The organism is Streptomyces sp. CLV115, assembly GCF_038448545.1.
GTDB classification, from domain to species: Bacteria; Actinomycetota; Actinomycetes; order Streptomycetales; family Streptomycetaceae; genus Streptomyces; species Streptomyces sanglieri.
The window spans coordinates 1-20,445 of record NZ_JBCEWQ010000156.1 but is presented as its reverse complement, the minus strand read 5'-3'; the positions used below and the strand labels follow the sequence as shown (position 1 = coordinate 20,445).

Below are 20,445 nucleotides of genomic sequence, written 5' to 3'. Positions count from 1 at the left end.
GGGCCCTGGCGGTGCCGCGGGGGCCGCCGGAGAGTTCGTCCGGGGCCGGGACGCGCATGCTCGTGTGGGTGTCGCGGTTGGCGTCGGCGGACGAACCGGGGACCAGCGGGACCGCGCCTCGGCGGCGGGGTTCCTCGGGGGCGGGAGCGTACTGCTGCTCGTCGTACGCCTCGGGTTCCGGCTCGGTGTCCGGTTCGTCCACGTCGAGCGGCGGTATGCCGCTCAGGTGCGGGAGCTGCTCGCGAAGCCGGGCCGCGAGCTCGGAGGCGCGCAGCCGGGAGGCGGGGGCCTTGGCCAGGCACTGGACCAGGAGCTGCCAGAGTTCGTCGGGGATGCCGGGGAGCGGTACGACTGTCTCCGTGACGTGCCGGCGCAGTACGGCGCCGGGGTGTCCGCCGCCGAAGGGCGTGAAGCCGGCGAGCAGTTCGTACAGGACCGTCGCGAGGGCGTAGATGTCGACGGCGGCGCGTGGCGGCAGCCCCTCGACTATCTCGGGCGCCAGGTAGTCCGGCGTGCCGATGATCTTGGTGGCCTTGGTGCGTCGGGGGGTGTCGATCAGTTTGGCCACACCGAAGTCGGTGAGCAGCGCCGGGTGCGAGTTGCCGGGGCCGAGCGGGCCCTCCATGTCGAGCAGGATGTTCTCCGGCTTGACGTCGCGGTGCACCACACCGGCGGCGTGGGCGGCGGCGAGGCCGTCGGCGACGTCCGCGATGATCGCCACGGCGGCCTCGGGCGCGAGGCGGCGTTCGCGGTCCAGCCTGGTGCGCAGGTCGGTGCCGCGTACCAGGTCCATGACCAGCGCCAGGTCGTTGCCGTCCACCACGAGGTCGCGGACGGCGACGACGTGCGGATGGTCGAGTCCGAGCAGGGCGGTGCGCTCCTGGACGAAGCGGCCCACGAGTTCCTGGTCGGACGCGAGGTCCTCGCGGAGCAGCTTGATGGCCACCGGGCCCTCCGGCCCCTCGCCGAGCCAGACCGTGCCGGCGCTGCCGCGCCCCAGGATCTGGTGTGCGGTGTACCGGCTGCCGATATTCCGTGCCAAGACTGCTCCCTCAGCGGCTGGCGATGGACCGTCGCTCATGACCCCCCGGTCGACAAAGTTACGCGTCGGCCGGGGGGTTGAGTGCCCGGGATGGTGCCAACCTTCACTTCTGCGGGCGATATGCGGTGGAAACTGGCCCGCGGAAGTCGATATAGCTACAGAAATGATGGTGGTGCGGCCGCTCAGGGGCCGGTGTTGCCGCTGCTGCTGTCGCTCCCGCCGCCCAGTTCCGAGACCCAGTCGGTGACCGTGGAGACCGCGTCGCCGATCGCCTTCCAGTAGCTCTTGCCCTGGCCGATCCAGTCCTGCAGCGGGGTCAGTTCCCAGATCAGCCAGCCCGCGACGAACAGCAGCACCAGGGTGAACAGACAGCCCTTGAGGCAGCCGAGGCCGGGGATCCTCATCGGGTTGGCGCTGCGCTGCCTCGGCTCGCGCGGCTGACGCGGGGCCGGCGGCTGGGGCGCCGGCTGCTGCGGAGGCGCGTACTGCTGCCGCTGGGGCTGCTGTTGGGGCTGCGGCTGGTACTGCTGCTGCCGTTGCTGGGGGTACTGCTGCTGCGGCTGCTGGTACTGCTGCTGGTGCTGGGGCGGCTGCTGGCGTCGCTGGGGCTGCTGTTGCTGGGGCTGCGGGCGCTGGGGGCGGCGGCGCAGCGGATCCTGGCCCGGGTCGAGGTACTGGACCTGGGTCTGCTCGTTGCGGTCGCGGGCCGCCTGGAGCTGGGACTGCCAGGGGTGCGGGCCGTCGGGCTCCGGAGGACCGTCCGGACGCGGCGGTACGGGCGGCATGACCGAGGTCGGGTCGGCGTGGCCGCCCGGGCCGGGGGCGTGCTGCATGACGCTGGTGGCGGCGTTCGGGTCGAACGAGCCGGCGTTGCTCGGCAGCACCTGCGTCGGGTCCGCCGCGCCGGGGGTCTCCGGAACGGCGGCGGGCGCCGGGTCGGGGGCGAGCAGCGCGCCCACCCCGTCGGCCGCGGCGATCTGGGCGGAGCTGGCGTGCACGCCGATACCGGCCGCGACGGTACGCAGACCGCGGGCCAGGTTCTCGGCGCTGGGGCGCCGGTCGGGGTCCTTGCTCAAGCAGCGCTCTATGACCGTCCACAGCGGGGCCGGGACGTTGGAGGGGCGGCGGGGCTCCTCGCTGAGGTGGCGGTGGAGCACTTCGAGGGCGGTGCCGCCGGCGAACGGCGGCCGGCCGGTGACCAGCTCGTAGAGCAGGATGCCCGCGCCGTAGATGTCGACGGCGGAGGTCTGCGGGCGGCCCTCGGCGGACTCGGGCGCCACGTAGGCGGGGGTGCCGACGAACTCGTGGGTCCGGGTGAGCCCCGGGGAGTCGGCCAGGCGGGCGATGCCGAAGTCGGTGAGCATCGGGCGCATCCGGCCGTCCCGCTCGTCGAGCAGGACGTTGGCCGGCTTCAGGTCGCGGTGCACGACGCCGTCGGCGTGGCTGGCGGCGAGCGCGTCCGCGATCTGCGCGGTGAGCAGCGCGGCGGCGACCGGGGTGAGCGGGCCGTTCTCGCGGAGGTAGCGGTGCAGGTCGGGGCCGTCGATCAGGTCCATGACGAGAGCGAGGAGGTCGCCCTCGACGACCAGGTCGCGGGTGCGCACGATGTTCTCGTGGGTGAGCCGCAGCAGCACGGAGCGCTCGCGCAGGAACCGCATCACGACGTCCGCGTCGTTGGCGAGCTCCTCCTTCAGGACCTTGATCGCCACGGTCTCGCCGGGCTCGCCGGCGACGGCCGCCTCGGCGCCCGCGGTCTCCCGCTGGCGGGCACGCCAGACGGTGCCCGTGGCGCCGCGTCCGAGCGGCTCCTCCAGGAGGTACTTGCTGCCTACCGGCCGCACGTCATGCGCTCCCTGCAGATCGTGGTGCTTACGGTGTTCCCGGATCCGCCGGGAGTTCCGGCCCAACTCTAGGGCCTGTCGTCAAACTGCTGTGGCCGCCCGGAGGACCGCCGTCGTCACCCGGAAAACCGCTGTGGCCGCCCGGAGGGCGGCGGGCGCCGTCCGGCGGCGTGCTCCCGCCCGCCCCGGCCCGTGCCGCCCCCGAGGCGGTACCGGCCCGTTGCGGAACAAGACGCTCACATCGGGCGGATGGTTGCCGCACACCTGTACGACGAACCGCCCCGGAGGCTCTTCCGGGACGGTTCCGTCACCGCGGACGGCGTTCCAAGCAGGCACTTATGGGCGCACAGCCGACGTTTCAAGATCACTTAGCGGTGACCGCCGGGCGTGTTGTCAGTGGCAGGTGCGAGGATGCCTCCAGCACGGACTGTGGGGTCGGGAGCCCTGCGAGCCGTGACGAACCTGTACCGGACGACGCGTCCGTGTCGGGTGGGGGGATTCACAGGGCGTTTCCCCTGCCCGGCGCCCCGCGCAGAAGGGACCGCTGACGGCGATGCAGATCCGGCTGACCGTCCTCGCGCCGCGCAGCGGCCAGACCCCGGCGCGCGCGTGCGACGTGCTGGTCACCGCCCCGTCGGGGACGGCGCTCGCCACCGTGGCGTCCAGCCTGGCCGCCGCGGTCCTGGGGCCCGACGGCTCGCTGGGCAGCGGCGCAGTGGTGCTGTTCGCCGGGCGCGAGCGGCTCGACGCGCAGCGGTGCGCCCTGGGCGAGCCCCCGCTGGTGGACGGGGCGGTGCTCTCGCTCCAGGTCCCGGGCGAGGACGAGGCGGTGGACGACGCCGTTCCGGCGCGGCTGCACGTGGTCGCGGGACCGGACGCGGGCGGGGTCCATCTGCTGCACGGCGGCAGGATCCGGATCGGCCGCTCCGCCGACGCGGACGTGCCGCTCGACGACCCGGACGTGTCCCGGCTGCACTGCGCGGTGACGGTCTCCGCCGACGGCCTGGTCTCGGTGGCGGACCTCGGCTCCACCAACGGCACCCTGCTGGACGGCGCGGAGGTCCGCGACCGCCCGGTCCGGCTGAAGCCCGGTGCGCTGCTGCGGCTCGGCGAGTCCACGCTCCGGCTGACCTCGGGCGCCCCCGAGCCCGCGCTGGCCACGGCGCCGGACGGCGAGGGCCATCTACGGGTGTCCGGCACGACGGCCCCGGCCGGTGCCGGTACCGACGGGCGTGCCGCCGAGGAGCACGGTTCCGGCCATGGGTACGCCGCACCGCCGTCCCCCGGTTCCGGGCCCGGTCCCGCGTACGGCGACGGTGAAGGTGACGACGGGCGTTCCGGCCCGGCGCGTCCAGCACCGGGCGACGAGCCGCCCCGGCGGGGCGGGATAGGCGCCTGGGCCCGCCGGCTCGCGGGCAACAAGGGCGAGCCCGTCCACGAGGCGACACCCGACGGGTCGGGCACGGCCGAGCCGGTGTTCCCGGCCGGCCACGCGGCGCCCCCGGGGCCCGCCGCGCAGAGCGTCTGGCCCGACCCGGCGGCCGTGCTGCTGACCGCGCTCGGCCCCGGCCCCCGGCTGTGGGAGCGCGGCACCACCCACCCCGAGGCGCTCGTGGTGCGGCTGGGGACGACCGACCGGGCGGAGCTGCCCGCCGTGCCGGTCACGGTGGGGCTGCGGGAGGCCGGTTCGCTCGGGCTCGCCGGGCCGCGGACCAGGCTGGCCGGGCTCGCCCGTTCGACGGTGGCCCAGCTCGCCGCGCTGCACTCCCCCGCCGATCTGGAGATCGTGCTGATCAGCACGGACCGCGCCCGGAGCGCGGAGGAGCGCAGACGCGAGTGGGCCTGGCTCGGCTGGCTGCCCCATCTGCGGCCGATGCACGGCCAGGAGTGCCGGCTGCTCCTGGCGTACGACCGCGATCAGGCCACCGCCCGTACGACGGAGCTGGTGCGCCGGCTGGACGACGGGCCGCTCGGGCCCGGCTGGGCGAGCCAGGACCGCGCCACGATCGCCGGGGCCGCGCAGCGGTACACCGGGCCGTACACCGTGGTCGTCGTCGACGGCGACCCCGGCTCGGCGGCGCTGCGCGAGAGCACCGCCCGGCTGGCCGCCGCCGGTGCCGCGGCGGGCATCCATCTGATCTGTCTGGCCGAGACCCCGGCCGCCACCCCCACCTCACCGGTCGCGGCGACGTACGAGGCCGCCTGCCACGCCTCGATCGCGTTCCGCGAGTGCGGGGCGGTGGCGATGCTGAGCGGCGATGTGGCGACGGCCCTGCGGCTGCTGCGGACGGCGGACGGCCGGGCCGCGGGCCGGGGCACGGTCGCCGCGGTGGACGCGGTGTCGGCGCACTGGGCCGAGCGGTTCGGCCGGGCGCTGGCCCCGTTGCGCACGGAGGGTGCCGTCACCGCTCACGGCCGGCCGGCCGCCGCGCTTCCGGCCACCGCCCGGCTGCTGGACGAGCTGGGCCTGGCCCGCGCCACCCCGGCCTCCCTGATGGCCCGCTGGGCCTCCACCGCGGACGACCAGCCCGGTGCCACGGTGCGCGGTTCGGGCCGCTGGACGGGCGGGCCGGCGGGCGGCGGCACGGACGGCGGCGACACGGGCAGCCCCGGCTCGGGCCGTACGGAGTATCCGCGCAACCCGGCCCCCCGGGTCGGCGCCCAGCGGCTGGGCGGCACGCCCGGCCCCGACGGCACGGGCGGATACGCCCCGGGCTCGGGCCGCACCCCGTACCCCGGCAGTGAGAACGCCACACACATCGGCACCCCGGCCCGCCCCTTCGCTCCCGACGACACCCACGGTTCCGGCCGCACCCCGTACCCGGACTCCGGCCGCACCCCGCATCCCGGCGGTTCCGCGTCCCGGGTCGGCGGGCAGCGTCACGGCGGCGCGCCCGGTGACACCCCGAGCTCGCGGACCGTTCCCGGGACCGGGACCGGTTCCTGGGGCAGCGGCGGCGGTGACGGCCGGGGATCCGGCGGTCCGCGGTCCGCCGGATCCGGACATGGCTCGAACCGGGTCAGCGGGCCGCGCGGCAGCGACACCCCCCGGATCGCCGCGCGAGGCGCCGAGAGCGCCACCACCGCCGGGCACCCCGCCGCGGAGGCCGTCGCGGGCGCTGGCACACCCGCCCCCGCCACCGCCGAAGGCACCGCCGCGGTCGGTCGGCCCGTGGTGGTGCTCGGGGCCGGGCCCCGGGGCGCGGTCAGCGTGGATCTGGCGGAGGAGGGCCCGCACCTCCTCGTCGAGGGACCGGCCGGCAGCGGGCGCACGGAATTGCTGCGGGCCGTCGCCGCCTCGCTCGCCGCGGCCGCCCGGCCCGACCTGCTGGGCATCCTGCTGGTCGACGGGGCGGGCGGCGACCGCGGCGAGGGCCTCGGCCCCTGTACCGAACTCCCGCACGCGTTCATGCACCTGGTGGCCTCCGATCCGGTCCGGATGCGGGAGTTCGCGCAGGCGCTGGGCGGCGAGCTGAAGCGGCGTGCCGAGCTGCTCGGCCCGTACGACTTCACCGAATGGCATCACCGGCACGAGGTGGCCCGGCGGATGGTCGGCCAGCGCCCGCCGGCCGGCACGGAACAGCGCGGTGACGTGGACGCCCCGATGAGCGGGACGCTCCGGCTGCGCCCCGCCGCCGCGTCCCCGGCTCCCGGGCCCTCTCCGCTGCCCCGGCTCGTCGTCCTGGTCGACGACTTCGACGCGCTGGTCGCCCCGGCGCTCGGCAGCCCCGGCCGCCCCGCCGCCGGTTCGGTGGTGCGGGCCCTGGAGACCGTGGCGCGGGAGGGCGGGAGGCTGGGCGTCCACCTGGTCGCGGCGTCGGCCCGCCCGGAGCGCACGGAGGACACCGACCTGGCCCACGGGGCCCGGCTGCGCATCGTGCTGGACGCGCCGGTGGTCCAGCCGTCGCCGGAGGACCCGGCGCCCGGGCGGGGCAGGCTCGGGCATCCGGACGGGCGGGTGACGCCGTTCCAGGGCGGCCGGGTGACCGGCCGCATCCCGCGTACCGCCACGCTGCGGCCCACCGTCGTGCCGCTGGAGTGGGAGCGGATGGGCGATCCGCCGACCCGCCGCCCGGTCCGCGAGCTGGGCAACGGACCGACGGACCTGGCGCTGCTGGCCAGTGCTCTGGAGCGGGCGGCGCGTTCGGTGAACGCCGAGCCGATAGCCCCGCTCGGCCCCGTCCACAGCTGACCGGGACCGGGTCCGGACATGCACTGACATCACGTCACGAGCCCATCACGATCAAGGAGTTGACACGAGAAGCGGTATTGCGGCGTCCGGGGGCCGGGCGTAGGACTGTGCGCACACAACGATGTGAGAGACGGGGAAGCAATGCGCACAACCCTTCGGATCAGCAGGGCCGCCGCGGTGTTCACCGCTGTCGGCGCACTGGCCCTCACCGGATGCAGTGACGACGGCGGCGGGAAGGACAAGTCGGACAAGGGCTCGGGGAGCGGCAAGCAGAGCTCGTCGGTCGACCTGCCCAAGCTGGACGGCGAGAAGCTGTCCGTCGCGGCCGTCTGGACCGGTGCCGAACAGGCCAACTTCGTCAAGGTCCTCAAGGAGTTCGAGAACCGCACGGGCGCGAAGGTCACCTTCGTCCCGGCCCAGGACCCGATCGTCAACTTCCTCGGTACGAAGATCGCGGGAGGTCAGCCGCCGGACATCGCGATGATCCCGCAGGTCGGCGCGATCCAGCAGGCCGCGCAGAAGAAGTGGGCGAAGCCGGTCGGTCCGGAGGCCAAGGCTCAGCTGGCGAAGAACTACTCGAAGGTCTGGCAGGACCTGGGCGCGGTGGACGGCACCCAGTACGGCGTGTACTTCAAGGCCGCCAACAAGTCCCTGATCTGGTACAACGCCAAGGCGTTCGAGAACGCGGGCGCGGCCGAGCCGAAGACCTGGAAGGACTTCCTGAAGACCGCCGAGACGGTCTCCGCCTCGGGTGTCACCCCGGTCTCGGTCGGTGGCGCGGACGGCTGGACCCTCACCGACTGGTTCGAGAACATCTACCTCTCCCAGGCCGGCCCGGAGAAGTACGACCAGCTGGCCCAGCACAAGATCAAGTGGACGGACCCGTCCGTCAAGGCGGCGCTGACCACGCTCGCCGAGCTCTTCGGCAAGCCGTCGCTGATCGCGGGCGGCGCCGACGGCGCGCTGCAGACGGAGTTCCCGGCCTCGGTCACCCAGACCTTCACCGGCGGTGACCAGCCCAAGGCCGCGATGGTCTTCGAGGGTGACTTCGTGGGCGTCAACATCGCGCAGACGAAGGCGAAGATCGGGACCGACGCCAAGGTGTTCCCGTTCCCGGCCGTCGGTGCCGAGTCCCCGGTCGTGACCGGTGGCGACGCCGCGGTGGCGCTGAAGGACGGCAAGGGCGCCCAGGCGCTGCTGACCTGGCTGGCCTCGACCGATGCCGCGCAGATCATGGCCGAGCAGGGCGGGTTCATCTCGCCGAACAAGGGCCTGGACGCCACCGCGTACCCCAACGAGGTGCAGCGCACCATGGCGAAGGCCCTGGTCGCGGCCGGTGACTCCGTCCGGTTCGACATGTCCGACCAGGCGCCGCAGTCGTTCGGCGGGACGCCCGGCAAGGGTGAGTGGAAGACCCTCCAGGACTTCCTGAAGAACCCGAAGGACATCGCGGGGACTCAAGCGAAACTGGAGTCCGACGCGGCCAAGGCGTACAAGAGCTGACGGGATGACGACAGCCGCAGCGGGGGGCGCCGACGCGGTGCCCCCCGCCGACAAGCAATCGTCCCCGGAGCCGTCGGTGCCCGCGCCCAGGAAGCCGTCCGATCCGTCGGCCGGCGCCCCGGGACGCGCGCGCAGGAGTGCGACCGGCACCCGCCGGTTCTTCGCGGCGCTCTTCCTGGCACCCGCGCTGGTGCTGCTGGGCGCGCTCGTGGTCTATCCGATCGTGTACTCCGTCTACCGGTCGTTCTTCGACCAGGCGGGTACGGGCTTCGCCGGACTCGACAACTACAAGGCGCTGTTCACGGACGACACCATCCGTACAGCGGTCAAGAACAACGCGATCTGGGTGGTGCTCGCGCCCACGGTCTCCACGGCCCTCGGGCTGATCTTCGCGGTGCTGACCGAGCGGATCCGCTGGGGCACGGCGTTCAAGCTGGTGGTCTTCATGCCGATGGCGATCTCCATGCTCGCCGCCGGCATCATCTTCCGGCTGGTGTACGACGCCGCCCCGGAGCGCGGGGTCGCCAACGCCGTATGGGTGGGTGTGCACGACACGTTCAACGAGTCGGCGGGCTACCCGAAGGCGCACCCGCTGCCCGTCCACCCGCTCAAGGCGGGCCCCGGCGGCTCGTTCGTCACCAAGGCGCCGGTACGGGCCGGGCAGCCGGTGCAACTGCCGCTGGTCGGTGTGATCCCGGCGAACATGCCGAAGGACGCGAAGCCCGCGAAGGCCGCCGCGGCCGGGGACGGGAAGATCCACGGCACCGCGTGGCTGGACTTCACCAAGGGCGGTGGCGGCAAGCCCAACGTCATCGACGCCAAGGAGCTGGGGCTCAAGGGCATCGAGGTCGAGGCGGTCAAGGACGGCAAGGTCGTCGCGACGGCGAAGGCGGCGGCGGACGGCACGTTCACGCTGCCCGCGTCGGCGGACGGCGCCGGGCTCCGGCTCCCCGCCTCGAACTTCAAGGAGCCCTACAACGGGGTCGAGTGGCTCGGCCCGACGCTCGTCACCCCCGGGATCATCGGTTCCTACGTCTGGATGTGGGCCGGGTTCGCGATGGTGCTGATCGCGGCGGGGCTCGCGGGGCTGCCGCGTGAACTCCTCGAAGCGGCCCGGGTGGACGGCGCGAACGAGTGGCAGGTGTTCCGCCGGATCACGGTGCCGATGCTCGCGCCCGTGCTCGTGGTGGTGCTGGTCACGCTGATGATCAACGTGCTGAAGATCTTCGACCTGGTCTTCATCATCGCGCCGGGTTCCTCGCAGGACGACGCGAACGTGCTGGCGCTCCAGCTCTACCGGTCCTCGTTCGGCACGGACGCGGACCTCGGGATCGGCAGCGCGATCGCCGTACTCCTGTTGCTGCTGGTACTCCCGGTGATGTACGTCAACATCCGCCGGATCCGGAAGGAGGGGCGCCGATGACGACAGCGTCGACCACGGCCACGAGCACACCGGCCGACAGTGCTCCGGTGAAGGCCGAGCGGTCCCTCGGCGCACGGCTGGCCGCCCGCGCCGGCGGCGGCGCGATGCGGATCTTCCTCGTCCTGGTGGCCCTTTTCTGGCTGATGCCGACGATCGGTCTGCTGCTGTCCTCGCTGCGCGGCGCGGACGACATCGCGGCGACCGGCTGGTGGAAGGTGTTCACGGCCCCGTCCGAGCTCACCTTCGACAACTACTCCCGGCTGCTCGACAATCCGACGATCACCCACTCCCTCCTCAGCACGGTCATGATCACCGTTCCGGCGACCCTGCTGGTCGTCGTGATCGGCTCACTGGCCGGATACGCCTTCGCCTGGATGGAGTTCCCCGGCCGCGACTGGTGGTTCCTGGTGGTCGTGGGGCTGCTGGTGGTCCCGGTGCAGGTCGCCCTGGTCCCGGTCTCCAAGCTGTTCGGTGCGGTCGGGATCTTCGAGACGACCTTCGGCGTGATCATCTTCCACACGGCCTTCGGCCTGCCCTTCGCGATCTTCCTGCTGCGGAACTTCTTCGCGGAGATCCCGAGGGAGCTGCTGGAGGCGGCCCGGCTCGACGGGGCGGGCGAGATCCGTCTCTTCACCCGGGTGGTGATGCCGCTGGGCGGTCCGGCGATCGCCTCGCTCGGCATCTTCCAGTTCCTCTGGGTGTGGAACGACATGCTGGTGGCGCTGATCTTCGCGGACTCCGGCTCCCCGCCGATCACGGTGGCCCTGCAGCAGCAGGTACGGCAGTTCGGCAACAACATCGACGTGCTGGCGCCCGGCGCCTTCGTGTCGATGGTGATTCCGCTGGCGGTCTTCTTCGCCTTCCAGCGCCAGTTCGTCTCCGGCGTGATGGCGGGCGCGGTGAAGTAGCCGAGCGAAGCGGACGAGCGAAGCGGACGGTGCCGCCGTCGGACTGGCCCGAGGGCCGGTCCGGCGGCGGCACCTTCAGCGTTGCTGGCCCGCCATCACCGTGACCAGGCCGATGACCACGAGCAGCGAGCCGCCCCAGGTCCACATCGAGGTCCGCTCGTGCAGCACGGTCGCCCCGGCCAGCACGATCAGCAGATACCCGAGGGCGTTGAACGGATAGGCGATGGACAGCGGAACCTTGGCCAGGGTCGCCATCCAGGCCAGGGCCGACACCCCGAAGACCACCAGGCCCAGGACGACCCAGGGGCTGGTCGCGGCGCGGATCGCGACGGATCCGCCGCCGTGCCCCGCGGCGGCGGCCGCGCCCTTCATCCCGTGCTTGAGCATGATCTGACCGCCCGCCGAGGAGAACACGGCGAACAGCAGCAGCATCAGACTGGGGAGGGTCAAGGCCTTGCTCCTGACTGCGACGCCCGCGGATTCCGGCTCCGGGGCGGGGGCGGGACGGGGGACGGCGGCCTCAGACGCCGACCCGGTCGGCATGGACGTACTGTCGGTTGAGGATGTCCTGTACATCGACGTGCTCTCCAGCGATGATCGTCTCGGCCGCATGCGGGGTGAGCAGTGCGACGTGCTGATAGCCGAACAGCGTCGGCCGGATCCGGGTGAGCAGCTTCGACACCGCGCCCAGGACCGCGGGGAGCGGTCCGCCGCCGAGCAGCGCCCAGAACGGGGCCCCGGTCGACGCGATGTCCAGGACGTCGTAGCCCGCGTCCCGGACCGTGCGGCGCAGGCTGGCCCGGGTGAAGAAGCGCAGATGCGTTTCGTCGAGGATGCCGCGCCGGTCGTAGCCGAAGACTCCGAACGCCACCCGCAGCCGTGAGTACCAGTGGCTGAAGTTCGGCACGGAGAGCAGCACATGGCCGCCGGGCCGCAGCACCTCGGCGACCTCGGCGAGCACCCGCTCGGGGCGGGAGAGGTGCTCGATGACGTCGCCGGCGACCACGTAGTCGTAGTCGACGCCGATCTCGACCGGCAGCCCCTCCTCCAGGTTGGCGAGGTGGAAGCGGGTGCACTTCTCGCGTACGCCGGGTACCTCGATGTAGTCCACGCCGGTGACCTCGTGGCCGAGGGCTTCGAGGCGCTGGGCGAACAGTCCGCCGGAGCAGCCGAGGTCGAGGACCCGGCCGGGCGGGAGGCTGCGCATCTTCTCCAGGATGACGGAGTGCGAGGATCCGTCGCCCTCCTTGAACGCGTACTCGACGGGCTTGGGGATCCAGCCGCAGGTGCCGAATCCCTTGACGGCGAGCCGGTATTCGAGGACGTCCTTGACGACGTCCTTCGCGTACTTCATGCCGTTGACGTAGCAGATCTCGTCGCCGTAGTAGGTGGGGACGGCGATCTCCTTGATCCGCATCCCCTCGTTGAGCAGCTGGACGATGATCTGGGTGTCGAAGTCGAACGCGTCGGTGTTCCGGTGGATCGGCAGCTTCTTGAGCGCCGCGACGCTGTAGGCGCGGTATCCGGAGTGGAATTCGGTGAGTTGTGATCCGAGGAGGGCGTTCTCCACACGGGTGAGAATGCGGTTGCCGAGCCATTTGTACATCGGCATACCGCCCTTGAGCGCGGATCCGGATTTCATCATCCGCGACCCGAAGACGGCCTCGCATTCACCGCGTTCGATCGGTGCGACCATGTCGGGCAGGAATTCCGGGGCGTACTGTCCGTCGCCGTGCAGCAGCACGACGATGTCGAGTCCGTGCTCGGCGGCCAGCGCGTATCCGGCCTTCTGGTTCCCGCCGTATCCGAGGTTCTTCGTGTGCCGCATCACCACGGTCCGCGGCATTCCCTCCGTCTGCGACCAGCGGCAGCCGGCGGTGAAGGTCGCGTCATGGCTCGCGTCGTCGAGAATGAGGATTTCGGCGACCTTGGACCGGAAGTCCTCCGGAATGCGGTCGAGTGTCCTCTCCAGCGTCGTCTCGGCGTTGTACGCGACCACCAGGATGCCGATCCTGGGGCTCGGGCTTTCCTTCACGGGGCGTTCTCCAGTTGCGCTCGGTACTCGGTGCTTGGTGTCTGGCGCTTGCGGGGAGGGTCAGTTGACGGCGCAGCCGGTGCGCTGCTCGGCGCAGGACGCCGCGGCCGGGTTCCGTCCGGCGGGCGGCCGGGCGGGCGGCTGCGGCCGGGCGGCGATGATCTTGCGGACTCCGCTGACCAGGCCCCCGGCGAGCACCACCCAGCCCAGCTCGGCGAGGTGCAGCACCGTTTCGCTCCAGTGCACGGCGGAGCGGCCCTGGTAGCCGAGGACCGCCGTCAGGCCGAGCAGGCAGCTGTACGCGGCGCCCTCCCAGAAGCCGACGACGAACAGTCCGGCGGCGGCCCAGGTGAGGTACTGGAGCGCGGAGGCGGTGGAGAGCAGCAGCAGGAGGCTCATCGTGACGGCGACGACGACCGGCAGTTGCGCGGGCCGCAGCCAGGCGAGCCAGACCCCGGCCGCCACACAGGCCAGTACGAAGATGAAGTGGCCGTCGCCCTCGATGTAGGTGATGAAGGACTGCGGCAGGCCGAGCAGATCGGCGAACCGGACGAGCCCCCAGAGGCGGTAGCCGCCGCCCGCGTACTCCAGGACGTTCTCCTTGAGGTGCTGCGGAACGGTCAGCAGGACCGGCCCCCAGACGAGGGCGATCAGGGCCGCGAACCCGGCCGAGAAGCGGACGAACGCCGGCCGGCCCGCCCGCACCGCGACCAGGAACAGCGCCGGGATCACCACCACGGGGATGAACTTGACGCTGATCGACAGCGCGGCGGCCACCCCGGCGGCCAGCGGCGCCCTGCGGTCCACGAGGAGATGGGCGGCGACCAGGGCGAAGGTGATGGCGACCGCGTCGGTGTTGCCGTGGTATCCGGAGGTGGCGATCAGTACGGGGCTGGCGGCCACGCCCACGCCGCAGGCGACGGCGGCGCCGAGTGAACCGCGGCGGCGCACGATCTCGAAGACGACGATCGCGCAGAAGAAGTCGGCGATCGAGGCGGGCGATCTGATCAACGTGCCGAAGGGGATACCGAGTTCGGAGAGCTCATTCAGCCCGAGAAGCATCCAGCCGGCCAGCGGCGGATGGTTGTAGACGGGAAGTCCCGGCAGCGGCTGTTCGTAAATCCGAATGGGGCCGTAACGCACGATCGCCTTTGCGAAACCGTGAAAGATTCGCACATCGGCCGGGCCCGGCTTGTTCGCCGCGATCAGCATTCGGGTGATAAGACCCGCGACGGCGGCGACGATCACCACCGCCCTTGCGCGTGACACGTTCCAGGTTTCGCATCGCATTCGGATACCCATGAAAACAGAACGTAGCAACCCGAAGACGCTGAACAACGCACCGATGGCCACACTTAGATGGACCATTACTCGAATATTTCGCGCATCCGCGCAAACATTCGCATCCCTGAATCACTCGAACGGTTCAGGGGGCACACGGCGGCGGAAGAGAATTGCCCGGCCGGAAGCGGCACGGCCGGGCGGTACGGATTACAGCATTCGGTCGACCACACCGGCCGCCGCGTGCCCGTCGTCCAGGTCGCAGAAGTCCCGGCGGAACGCCTCGTACGCCTGCGCGTGTCCCGCGGTGGCCCGCTCCGGATCGCGCAGCGCCTCCACGAGAGCGGCAGAACCGGGGATCAGCGGGCCGGGGGCACGGGCCTCGAAGTCGAAGCAGAGGCCGCGCAGGGTGTCGCGGTGGTGCGCCGGGTCGTAGGTGTGGAAGAGCATCGGGCGGCCGGTCCGGGCGAAGTCGAACATCAGCGAGGAGTAGTCGGTGACCAGGACGTCGCTGATCAGCATCAGCTCGCCGGCGTCGCCGTAGCGCGAGACGTCCCGGACGAAGCCGCTGCCGCTGTCCGGGACGCGGCCGGTCACCAGGTGGTGGCGGCGCACCAGCAGCACGGTGTCGTCGCCGAGTTCGCGTTCGGCGGCGGCCAGGTCGAGCCGGAGGCCGAGGGCGTACCGGCCGTCGCCGCGCGGCTGGTCCTCCCGCAGGGCCGGCGCGTACAGCACGACCCGCTTGCCCTCGGGGACGGCGAGCCGTTCGCGTACCGCGGCGGCGACCTTGGCCCGGTCCGGGGCGTGGAACAGGTCGTTGCGGGGGGAGCCGCATTCCAGGATCTCGCCCGGATAGCCGAAGGAGCGTCTCAGGACGGGGGTGGCGAAGCTGTTCGGCGAGACCAGGAAGCTCCACTGGCGGGCGCGCCGCTCGATGGTGGCGGGGTGGGGGGCGTCGGCGCGGGCGGTGCCCGCCCGGTCGAGGCCGATCCGTTCGAGGGGGGCGCCGTGCCAGGTCTGGACGACGCACTGGCCCTCGCGCCGCTCGAACCACTCCGGCAGCTGGGTGTTGGTGACGACGTAGCGGCTGCGGGCCAGCGCCTCGTGCCAGGCGGCGGAGCCGTGCTCGACGGCCGTGGCACCGGCCGGGACGCGGGCCTGCTGGTCGCTCACCACCCACAGGTGTTCCAGTTCGGCGCCGCGCCGGGCGATCTCCTCGTGGACGGCGCGCGGCGAGTCGGAGTACTGCCGGCCGTCGAAGCTGCTGTACAGCACGGTGTCGCGCAGTGGTGCGGTGCGCCGGGCCCGGTAGCGCTCGCGCAGCAGCCGCCTGCCGCGCGGGCCGCGTTCCGCCGCGGGAAGCACCGGGGCACTGCTGATCAGCAGCCGGTCGTGGAAGCGCCGATCGACGGTGTACGTCCGGCCGCCGAGGGTGCGGGCGGCGGGCAGGGTGCGGTGGGCGGCGGCCGGGATGCGCAGCGCGGCGTCGTACGCCTCGTCCCGGGCGCCCCGCTCGCGGAGGAAGAGGTACCAGTCCCCCTGGCCCAGCGGCAGGTTCCCGCCGGGGATCTCGACGGCGTCCGGCCGGAGCGCGGCCCGGAACCGCCGGGCGCCCGCGGCCCCGGAGAGGGTGAGCGGCAGGACGGCCTCCTCGCCGTGCCCGCCGTGTCTGGCCACCAGGTCGAGGGGCGTTTGCGGAAGTCCGGGGAAGGTGCCCTCCAGGAGGAGCTGCCCGTCCCCGGTCCAGGTCGCCAGGTCGACGGCGGGCTGCACGGTGCGGTCGCTGATCAGCAGATTGCCGCGGGAGCAGGTGGTGAGGCCGAGTTCGCGCCGCTCCTCGCCGGTCCCGGCCAGCGGGTACCGGCCGGGCAGTACCGGCCCCGGCACGTCGACCGGTGTGCGGCGGCCGTCCGGTCCGACGAGGTGCAGGCCGTACGAGACCTGGGCGAGCTCCGTGCCCTCGGCGGCGTCCGGCCGGGCGTGGGTGAAGGCGTCGAGCGGGACGTCCGCGGTGAACCGCCGCCAGCCCGCCGCCGAGGGCACGGCCCCTTCGTGGACCGTCACCGGACGGTCGAAGGCGGTACCGGAGGGGCGGTGGGTGAGCGCGAGGCGCAGCGGCCCGTTGCCGAGCCGGTCGCGGATCATTCCGTCGATGACCACGGTGGGGGTTCCGTCGCCGGTGTCGCCCGCGCGGTGCGTCTCGAAGCGGGCGTCGATCCGTTCGGCGTGCAGCACCAGTCTGCCGCCCTCGAAGGCGGGCACGATCCGGTGGTCGCCGTCGGGGCGGTGCACGGGCGGCGGGGCGCCCGCCTCGTCGGTGGAGAGTCCGGAGCGGCGCAGCATGCCGTGTCCGGCGATGCCGATCTCCAGCCGCCAGGTGCGGCGTTCGGGGCCGTCGGCCGGGTCGATGCGGAGCCTGGCCGGGTCGACGACGGTCGCGAAGCCGGATCTGTCGTAGTCGTGCAGGCTCTGCCGGGACCGGGCGGTGGCCTCGGGTTCGACGGTGGTGCGCAGCCGCAGCGGCACCACGCGCCGGCGTCCGGCCCGCAGCCAGCCGGCCCGGAACTCGGCGGCGCGCGATCCGGCGGGCAGGTTGCGGATGTACGCGTACCCCTTGAGGTGCAGTCTGCCGTCCTGCCAGTGGGCGTCCCGCAGCCGGGCGGTGAGCGGCAGGTCCCGCTCGGTCACGCGCAGCACCGGGCGTGGCACCGGCCGGGTGAGGACCGGGTAGGAGGCGCTGCGGCGGTGTACCCCCCGTACCGTGAAGGCGCCCGGCTCGGACGTGTCGAGGGCGAGCAGGTCCAGCAGTTCGCCGGTCCGGCGTTCGCGTACGAGGTGCCACATCAGGCGCAGCCGCAGCGGCAGCGCGTCGAGCACGGCCGGGTCGACCTGGTCGGTGAACTCGTTGGCGTACGTGACGAAGGCGCGCCGGTACTCCTCGTCGCCGTCGGGCAGCGCCTCCATGAAGTACCGGAGGTCGTTGGCGAGCACATGGGCCTCGTAGCGCCGTTTGTCGGCGGCGTCGCGGTGCTCGTCGAGGAAGGCGCAGACGCCGAGCACGTGCGAGACCCGGTCCTGGACGCCGCGGACGACGGCGCGGCGGGTGGCGGGGGAGCCCGGCCGGACGCGCCAGTGGTAGACGGGGTCCTTCAGCACGTCGACGGAGCGGGCCAGGAAGTGGGCGGGCAGCACGACGGGGATGTCCTCGTAGAGGGCGCCGACCGGGAAGGCGAAGGCGTGCTCGTCCCAGAAGGACCGGCGGAAGACCTTGTTGCAGGCGATCCGGTCGGCGGCCAGGTCCCAGTCCCGCGAGATGTGGGTGCGCAGCCGGGTGGTCGCCATGGGCCTGCGGAATTCGGGCGACTGCTGGAGCCGGCCGCCGGTCCGCAGCCGCAGCACGTTGCCGGAGGCGATGTCCGAGCCGGTCTCGTCCAGGGCGCCGGCGAGGAGTTCGTACGCGCGGGGCGGGAGCACGTCGTCGCTGTCGGCGAAGGCGAGGTGGCGGGCGCCCGGATCGCAGTTGCGGACCCCGGTGTTGCGGGCGTGCCCGAGCCCGCCGTTGTCCTGGCTCACCAGCCGGAACCTGCGGTCCCGTGCGGCGAACGCGGCGGCCAGGGCCGCGCTGTCGTCGGTGGAGCCGTCGTCGACCATCACCACTTCCAGGTCGGCCATGGTCTGCTCCGCGAGGGACTTCAGGCAGTCCGTCAGATAGAGCTCGACGTTGTGGACGGGTACGACGACACTGAGCCGTGGCGGCATGCTGGGCACATCCGTTCATCGGGGGCCTGACTGTCCGTACGGCTCAACCCCGTGACGGTCCGGGGGTCACCGGTCGCGGTCTCTCCCGAACGGGTGAGATCGACCGCTCCCCGGTTGCCGGGCGGTACGGCTCCGTCCCGCCCAGGAACAGGTGGCGCACCACGCGTTCGGCCGCGTTCCCGTCGTCGTACGGGCAGACTCGACGGCGGCCCGGAGACATCCCTGATCGCGGTGGGCGGGCACGACAACACCGAGAAGCATGGCAGCCGAGCGTAATCACGCCGTCACCCCGCGCCGAATCCCGTGTTCACCCGTTCGGGGCAGTGCCGGTGACCCGGGGCGTCCGCCCCGGTTGAGCGGGCATGAAGCCGCGCCTCAGTGTCGTCGTCCCGGTCCACAACGTCGAGGACCACCTGGAGGACTGCCTGCGCTCGGTGGCCGGACAGTCCGTCGGCGACATCGAAGTGGTCCTCGTGGACGACGGTTCGACGGACGGGAGTACGGCCATCGCCGAGTCCTTCGCCGCCCACGACCGCCGCTTCCGCTGTGTCCGCCGCCCCAACGGCGGGCCGGGCGCGGCCCGCAACACGGGCGTGCGGCACACCACCCCGGACGTGCCGTACCTGGCGTTCGTCGACAGCGACGACGTCGTCGTCCACGACGGCTACGCGCGGATGCTGGCCTCTCTGGAGTCGACCGGCTCCGACCTCGCGACCGGCAATGTGTGGCAGCTGACCGAGCAGGGGCGGCAGCAGGCCCGGGAGTACCGCTGGCTGACCGGCAGCCGGGCCCGCACCCACATCGGCCGCGATCCCCGGCTGCTCGCCGACCGGGTCGCCTGGAACAAGGTGTTCCGTCGTTCCTTCTGGGACCGGCACGCCTTCGCCTTCCCGGAGGGCACGCTGTACGAGGACACCCCGGTGGTGATCCCGGCGCACTACCTGGCCGGTTCGGTGGACGTGCTGCACGAGCACGTCCACTACTGGCGGGTCCGGCAGGGTTCGGTCACCCGGCACCGTACGGACGTCCAGGGCGTGCGGGACCGGATCTCGGCGTGCGAGCAGGTCAGCGCGTTCCTGGCGGGCCGGGGCGGGGTGGCGAACGGTGGTGCGCGGCGCCGCTACGACCTGTCGTGCCTGCGCGACGACTTCGTGTACTTCCTGGACGGGCTCCCCCTGGGCGGACCCGAGTACCGGGAGGCGTTCATGGCGGGCGCCGGGGCGTTCCTGGACCGGATGGAGCGGATGGACGGGGCGGGCCGGGCGGACCGGGCCGTGGCCCATGAGTTCCCGGTGTCGCTGCGGATCAAGTGGCAGCTGGTGAAGGAGCGCCGGCTCCCGGAGCTGCTGGAGGTGCTGGCCTTCGAACGGGCCAACGGGGCCGGGACGTTCATGGTCGGCGGGGTGCCGGGGCGGCGGCAGGCCGGCTTCCCCGGCATCCCGGACACCGTCCGCCTCGCCCGCACCGACCTCCCGGCCGTGGCCCGGCTGCTGGACGCGCGCTGGGGCGACGACGGGAAGCTGCGGCTGCGCGGTTACGCGTACATCCGCAATCTGCCGGCCACGACGCCCCGCCACTCGCTGAAGGTGGGCCTGGTGCGGGCGACCCAGGGGCAGGTGTTGCGGACGGTGCCGCTGCGCGGCGTGCTCTCGCCCGAGGCGACCGTCGACTCCGGCCAGCAGCTGCACCGTTACGACCACTCCGGCTTCGAGATGATCCTCGACCCGCGCCGGCTGCGGCCCGGCGGCTGGATGGTGGGGATGATGGTGGCCGCCCAGGGCGCGGTCCGCCGGGTGGCGGTGCGCGCCGTGGACACGGGGGCCGCCCAGCCGCTCGTCCATGATCTGGGCGACGGACGGCGGGCGGTGCTCGATTACCGGGGCGGGCGGCTCCGGCTGACCCTGGCTCAGCTGCCCGCCCGTTGCGAGAGCCACCGCTTCGGCACGGACCTGGAGCTGACCGGCCGGCTGTACGAGGGCGTCCGGCCGAAGGCCCTGGTGCTGACCTGCGAGGGGGTGGCGGACCAGGAGTTCGGCCACCCCGTCGAATGCCGGCCGGACGGCCGCTTCACGGTACGGATCCCGCTCGCCGACCTCGCCGGGATGGCGGCTGCGGTACCGGCACCGCACCGGGCGCCGCGCGAGGTCGAGCCGGAGCCCGGCGGCCGGTGGCGGGCGCGGCTGGTGCTGGCCGACGGTACGCGGGTGCCGCTCGCGGTGGCCCCGGAGTCGGCGCCGCCGGTCGTGGCCGACGCGGCGGGCGAGCTGGTGCTGGACCTGAGCGGGCAGCCGTTCGTGGAGGGGGCGGTGTGGACGCCGGACGGGGCGCTGCGGGTGGAGGGGGTGACCGGAGCCGGTACGGGCGTACGGCAGGACGAGGGCCCGGACCGCCTCGTGCTGCGGCACGAGACGCTGCGCGAGACGGTGTCGGCGCCCGTCACCCATGACGAGCGGGGCGCGGG

At 72.9% G+C, this 20,445-nt stretch carries 11 protein-coding genes; 5 read left to right on the top strand and 6 right to left on the bottom strand.

Annotated features, from left to right (window positions below; genetic code table 11):
• Window positions 1-1,042: serine/threonine-protein kinase (locus AADR41_RS34520; RefSeq protein ID WP_342285824.1), on the bottom strand; the 1,042-nt coding region annotated here is incomplete at its 3' end.
• A 182-nt stretch (window positions 1,043-1,224) separates the two neighbouring features.
• Window positions 1,225-2,883 (bottom strand): serine/threonine-protein kinase, encoded by a 1,659-nt coding sequence (locus AADR41_RS34515; protein ID WP_342285822.1) that lies wholly within the window; start codon window positions 2,881-2,883, stop codon window positions 1,225-1,227.
• A gap of 553 nt (window positions 2,884-3,436) precedes the next feature.
• Between AADR41_RS34515 and AADR41_RS34510 the strand changes: the two genes are divergently transcribed.
• The 4 genes from AADR41_RS34510 to AADR41_RS34495 all read left to right on the top strand — a co-directional run bounded on the left by AADR41_RS34510 (window position 3,437) and on the right by AADR41_RS34495 (window position 10,909).
• A complete protein-coding gene (locus tag AADR41_RS34510; protein WP_342285821.1) occupies window positions 3,437-7,075 on the top strand; it encodes an FHA domain-containing protein in 3,639 nt (1,212 codons plus the stop codon).
• 141 nt (window positions 7,076-7,216) lie between these two features.
• Window positions 7,217-8,578 (top strand): ABC transporter substrate-binding protein, encoded by a 1,362-nt coding sequence (locus AADR41_RS34505; RefSeq protein WP_342285819.1) that lies wholly within the window; start codon window positions 7,217-7,219, stop codon window positions 8,576-8,578.
• Window positions 8,579-8,582: 4 nt separating this feature from the next.
• Window positions 8,583-10,001, top strand: coding sequence for a carbohydrate ABC transporter permease (locus AADR41_RS34500; protein WP_342285817.1), 1,419 nt, complete (start codon window positions 8,583-8,585; stop codon window positions 9,999-10,001).
• Entirely contained in the window at window positions 9,998-10,909 is a 912-nt protein-coding gene (locus tag AADR41_RS34495; RefSeq protein ID WP_266915525.1) for a carbohydrate ABC transporter permease, read from the top strand. Before AADR41_RS34500 ends, AADR41_RS34495 begins: the two co-directional genes overlap by 4 nt.
• 75 nt (window positions 10,910-10,984) lie before the next feature.
• Here AADR41_RS34495 and AADR41_RS34490 read toward each other — a convergent pair whose 3' ends face one another.
• From AADR41_RS34490 to AADR41_RS34475, 4 genes are all read right to left on the bottom strand, one after another.
• The gene (locus AADR41_RS34490) at window positions 10,985-11,359 is read right to left on the bottom strand and encodes a hypothetical protein (protein ID WP_342285814.1); all 375 of its coding nucleotides are present in this window, start codon (window positions 11,357-11,359) and stop codon (window positions 10,985-10,987) included.
• A 70-nt stretch (window positions 11,360-11,429) separates the two neighbouring features.
• Window positions 11,430-12,944, bottom strand: coding sequence for a bifunctional glycosyltransferase/class I SAM-dependent methyltransferase (locus tag AADR41_RS34485; protein WP_342285812.1), 1,515 nt, complete (start codon window positions 12,942-12,944; stop codon window positions 11,430-11,432).
• 60 nt (window positions 12,945-13,004) lie between these two features.
• The gene (locus tag AADR41_RS34480) at window positions 13,005-14,213 is read right to left on the bottom strand and encodes a hypothetical protein (protein WP_342285810.1); all 1,209 of its coding nucleotides are present in this window, start codon (window positions 14,211-14,213) and stop codon (window positions 13,005-13,007) included.
• Window positions 14,214-14,435: 222 nt separating this feature from the next.
• Window positions 14,436-17,984 (bottom strand): bifunctional glycosyltransferase/CDP-glycerol:glycerophosphate glycerophosphotransferase, encoded by a 3,549-nt coding sequence (locus AADR41_RS34475; RefSeq protein WP_342285808.1) that lies wholly within the window; start codon window positions 17,982-17,984, stop codon window positions 14,436-14,438.
• Window positions 17,985-18,346: 362 nt separating this feature from the next.
• Between AADR41_RS34475 and AADR41_RS34470 the strand changes: the two genes are divergently transcribed.
• A partial coding sequence (locus tag AADR41_RS34470; RefSeq protein ID WP_342285806.1) for a glycosyltransferase family 2 protein occupies window positions 18,347-20,445 on the top strand: 2,099 nt, incomplete at its 3' end.

Excerpts from the sequence above, each read along its gene's own strand:
- AADR41_RS34505 (WP_342285819.1), top strand. The coding sequence starts at position 7,217 with ATGCGCACAACCCTTCGGATCAGCAGGGCCGCCGCGGTGTTCACCGCT.
- AADR41_RS34500 (WP_342285817.1), top strand. The coding sequence starts at position 8,583 with ATGACGACAGCCGCAGCGGGGGGCGCCGACGCGGTGCCCCCCGCCGAC.
- AADR41_RS34495 (WP_266915525.1), top strand. The coding sequence starts at position 9,998 with ATGACGACAGCGTCGACCACGGCCACGAGCACACCGGCCGACAGTGCT.
- AADR41_RS34475 (WP_342285808.1), bottom strand. The coding sequence starts at position 17,984 with ATGCCGCCACGGCTCAGTGTCGTCGTACCCGTCCACAACGTCGAGCTC.
- AADR41_RS34510 (WP_342285821.1), top strand. The coding sequence starts at position 3,437 with ATGCAGATCCGGCTGACCGTCCTCGCGCCGCGCAGCGGCCAGACCCCG.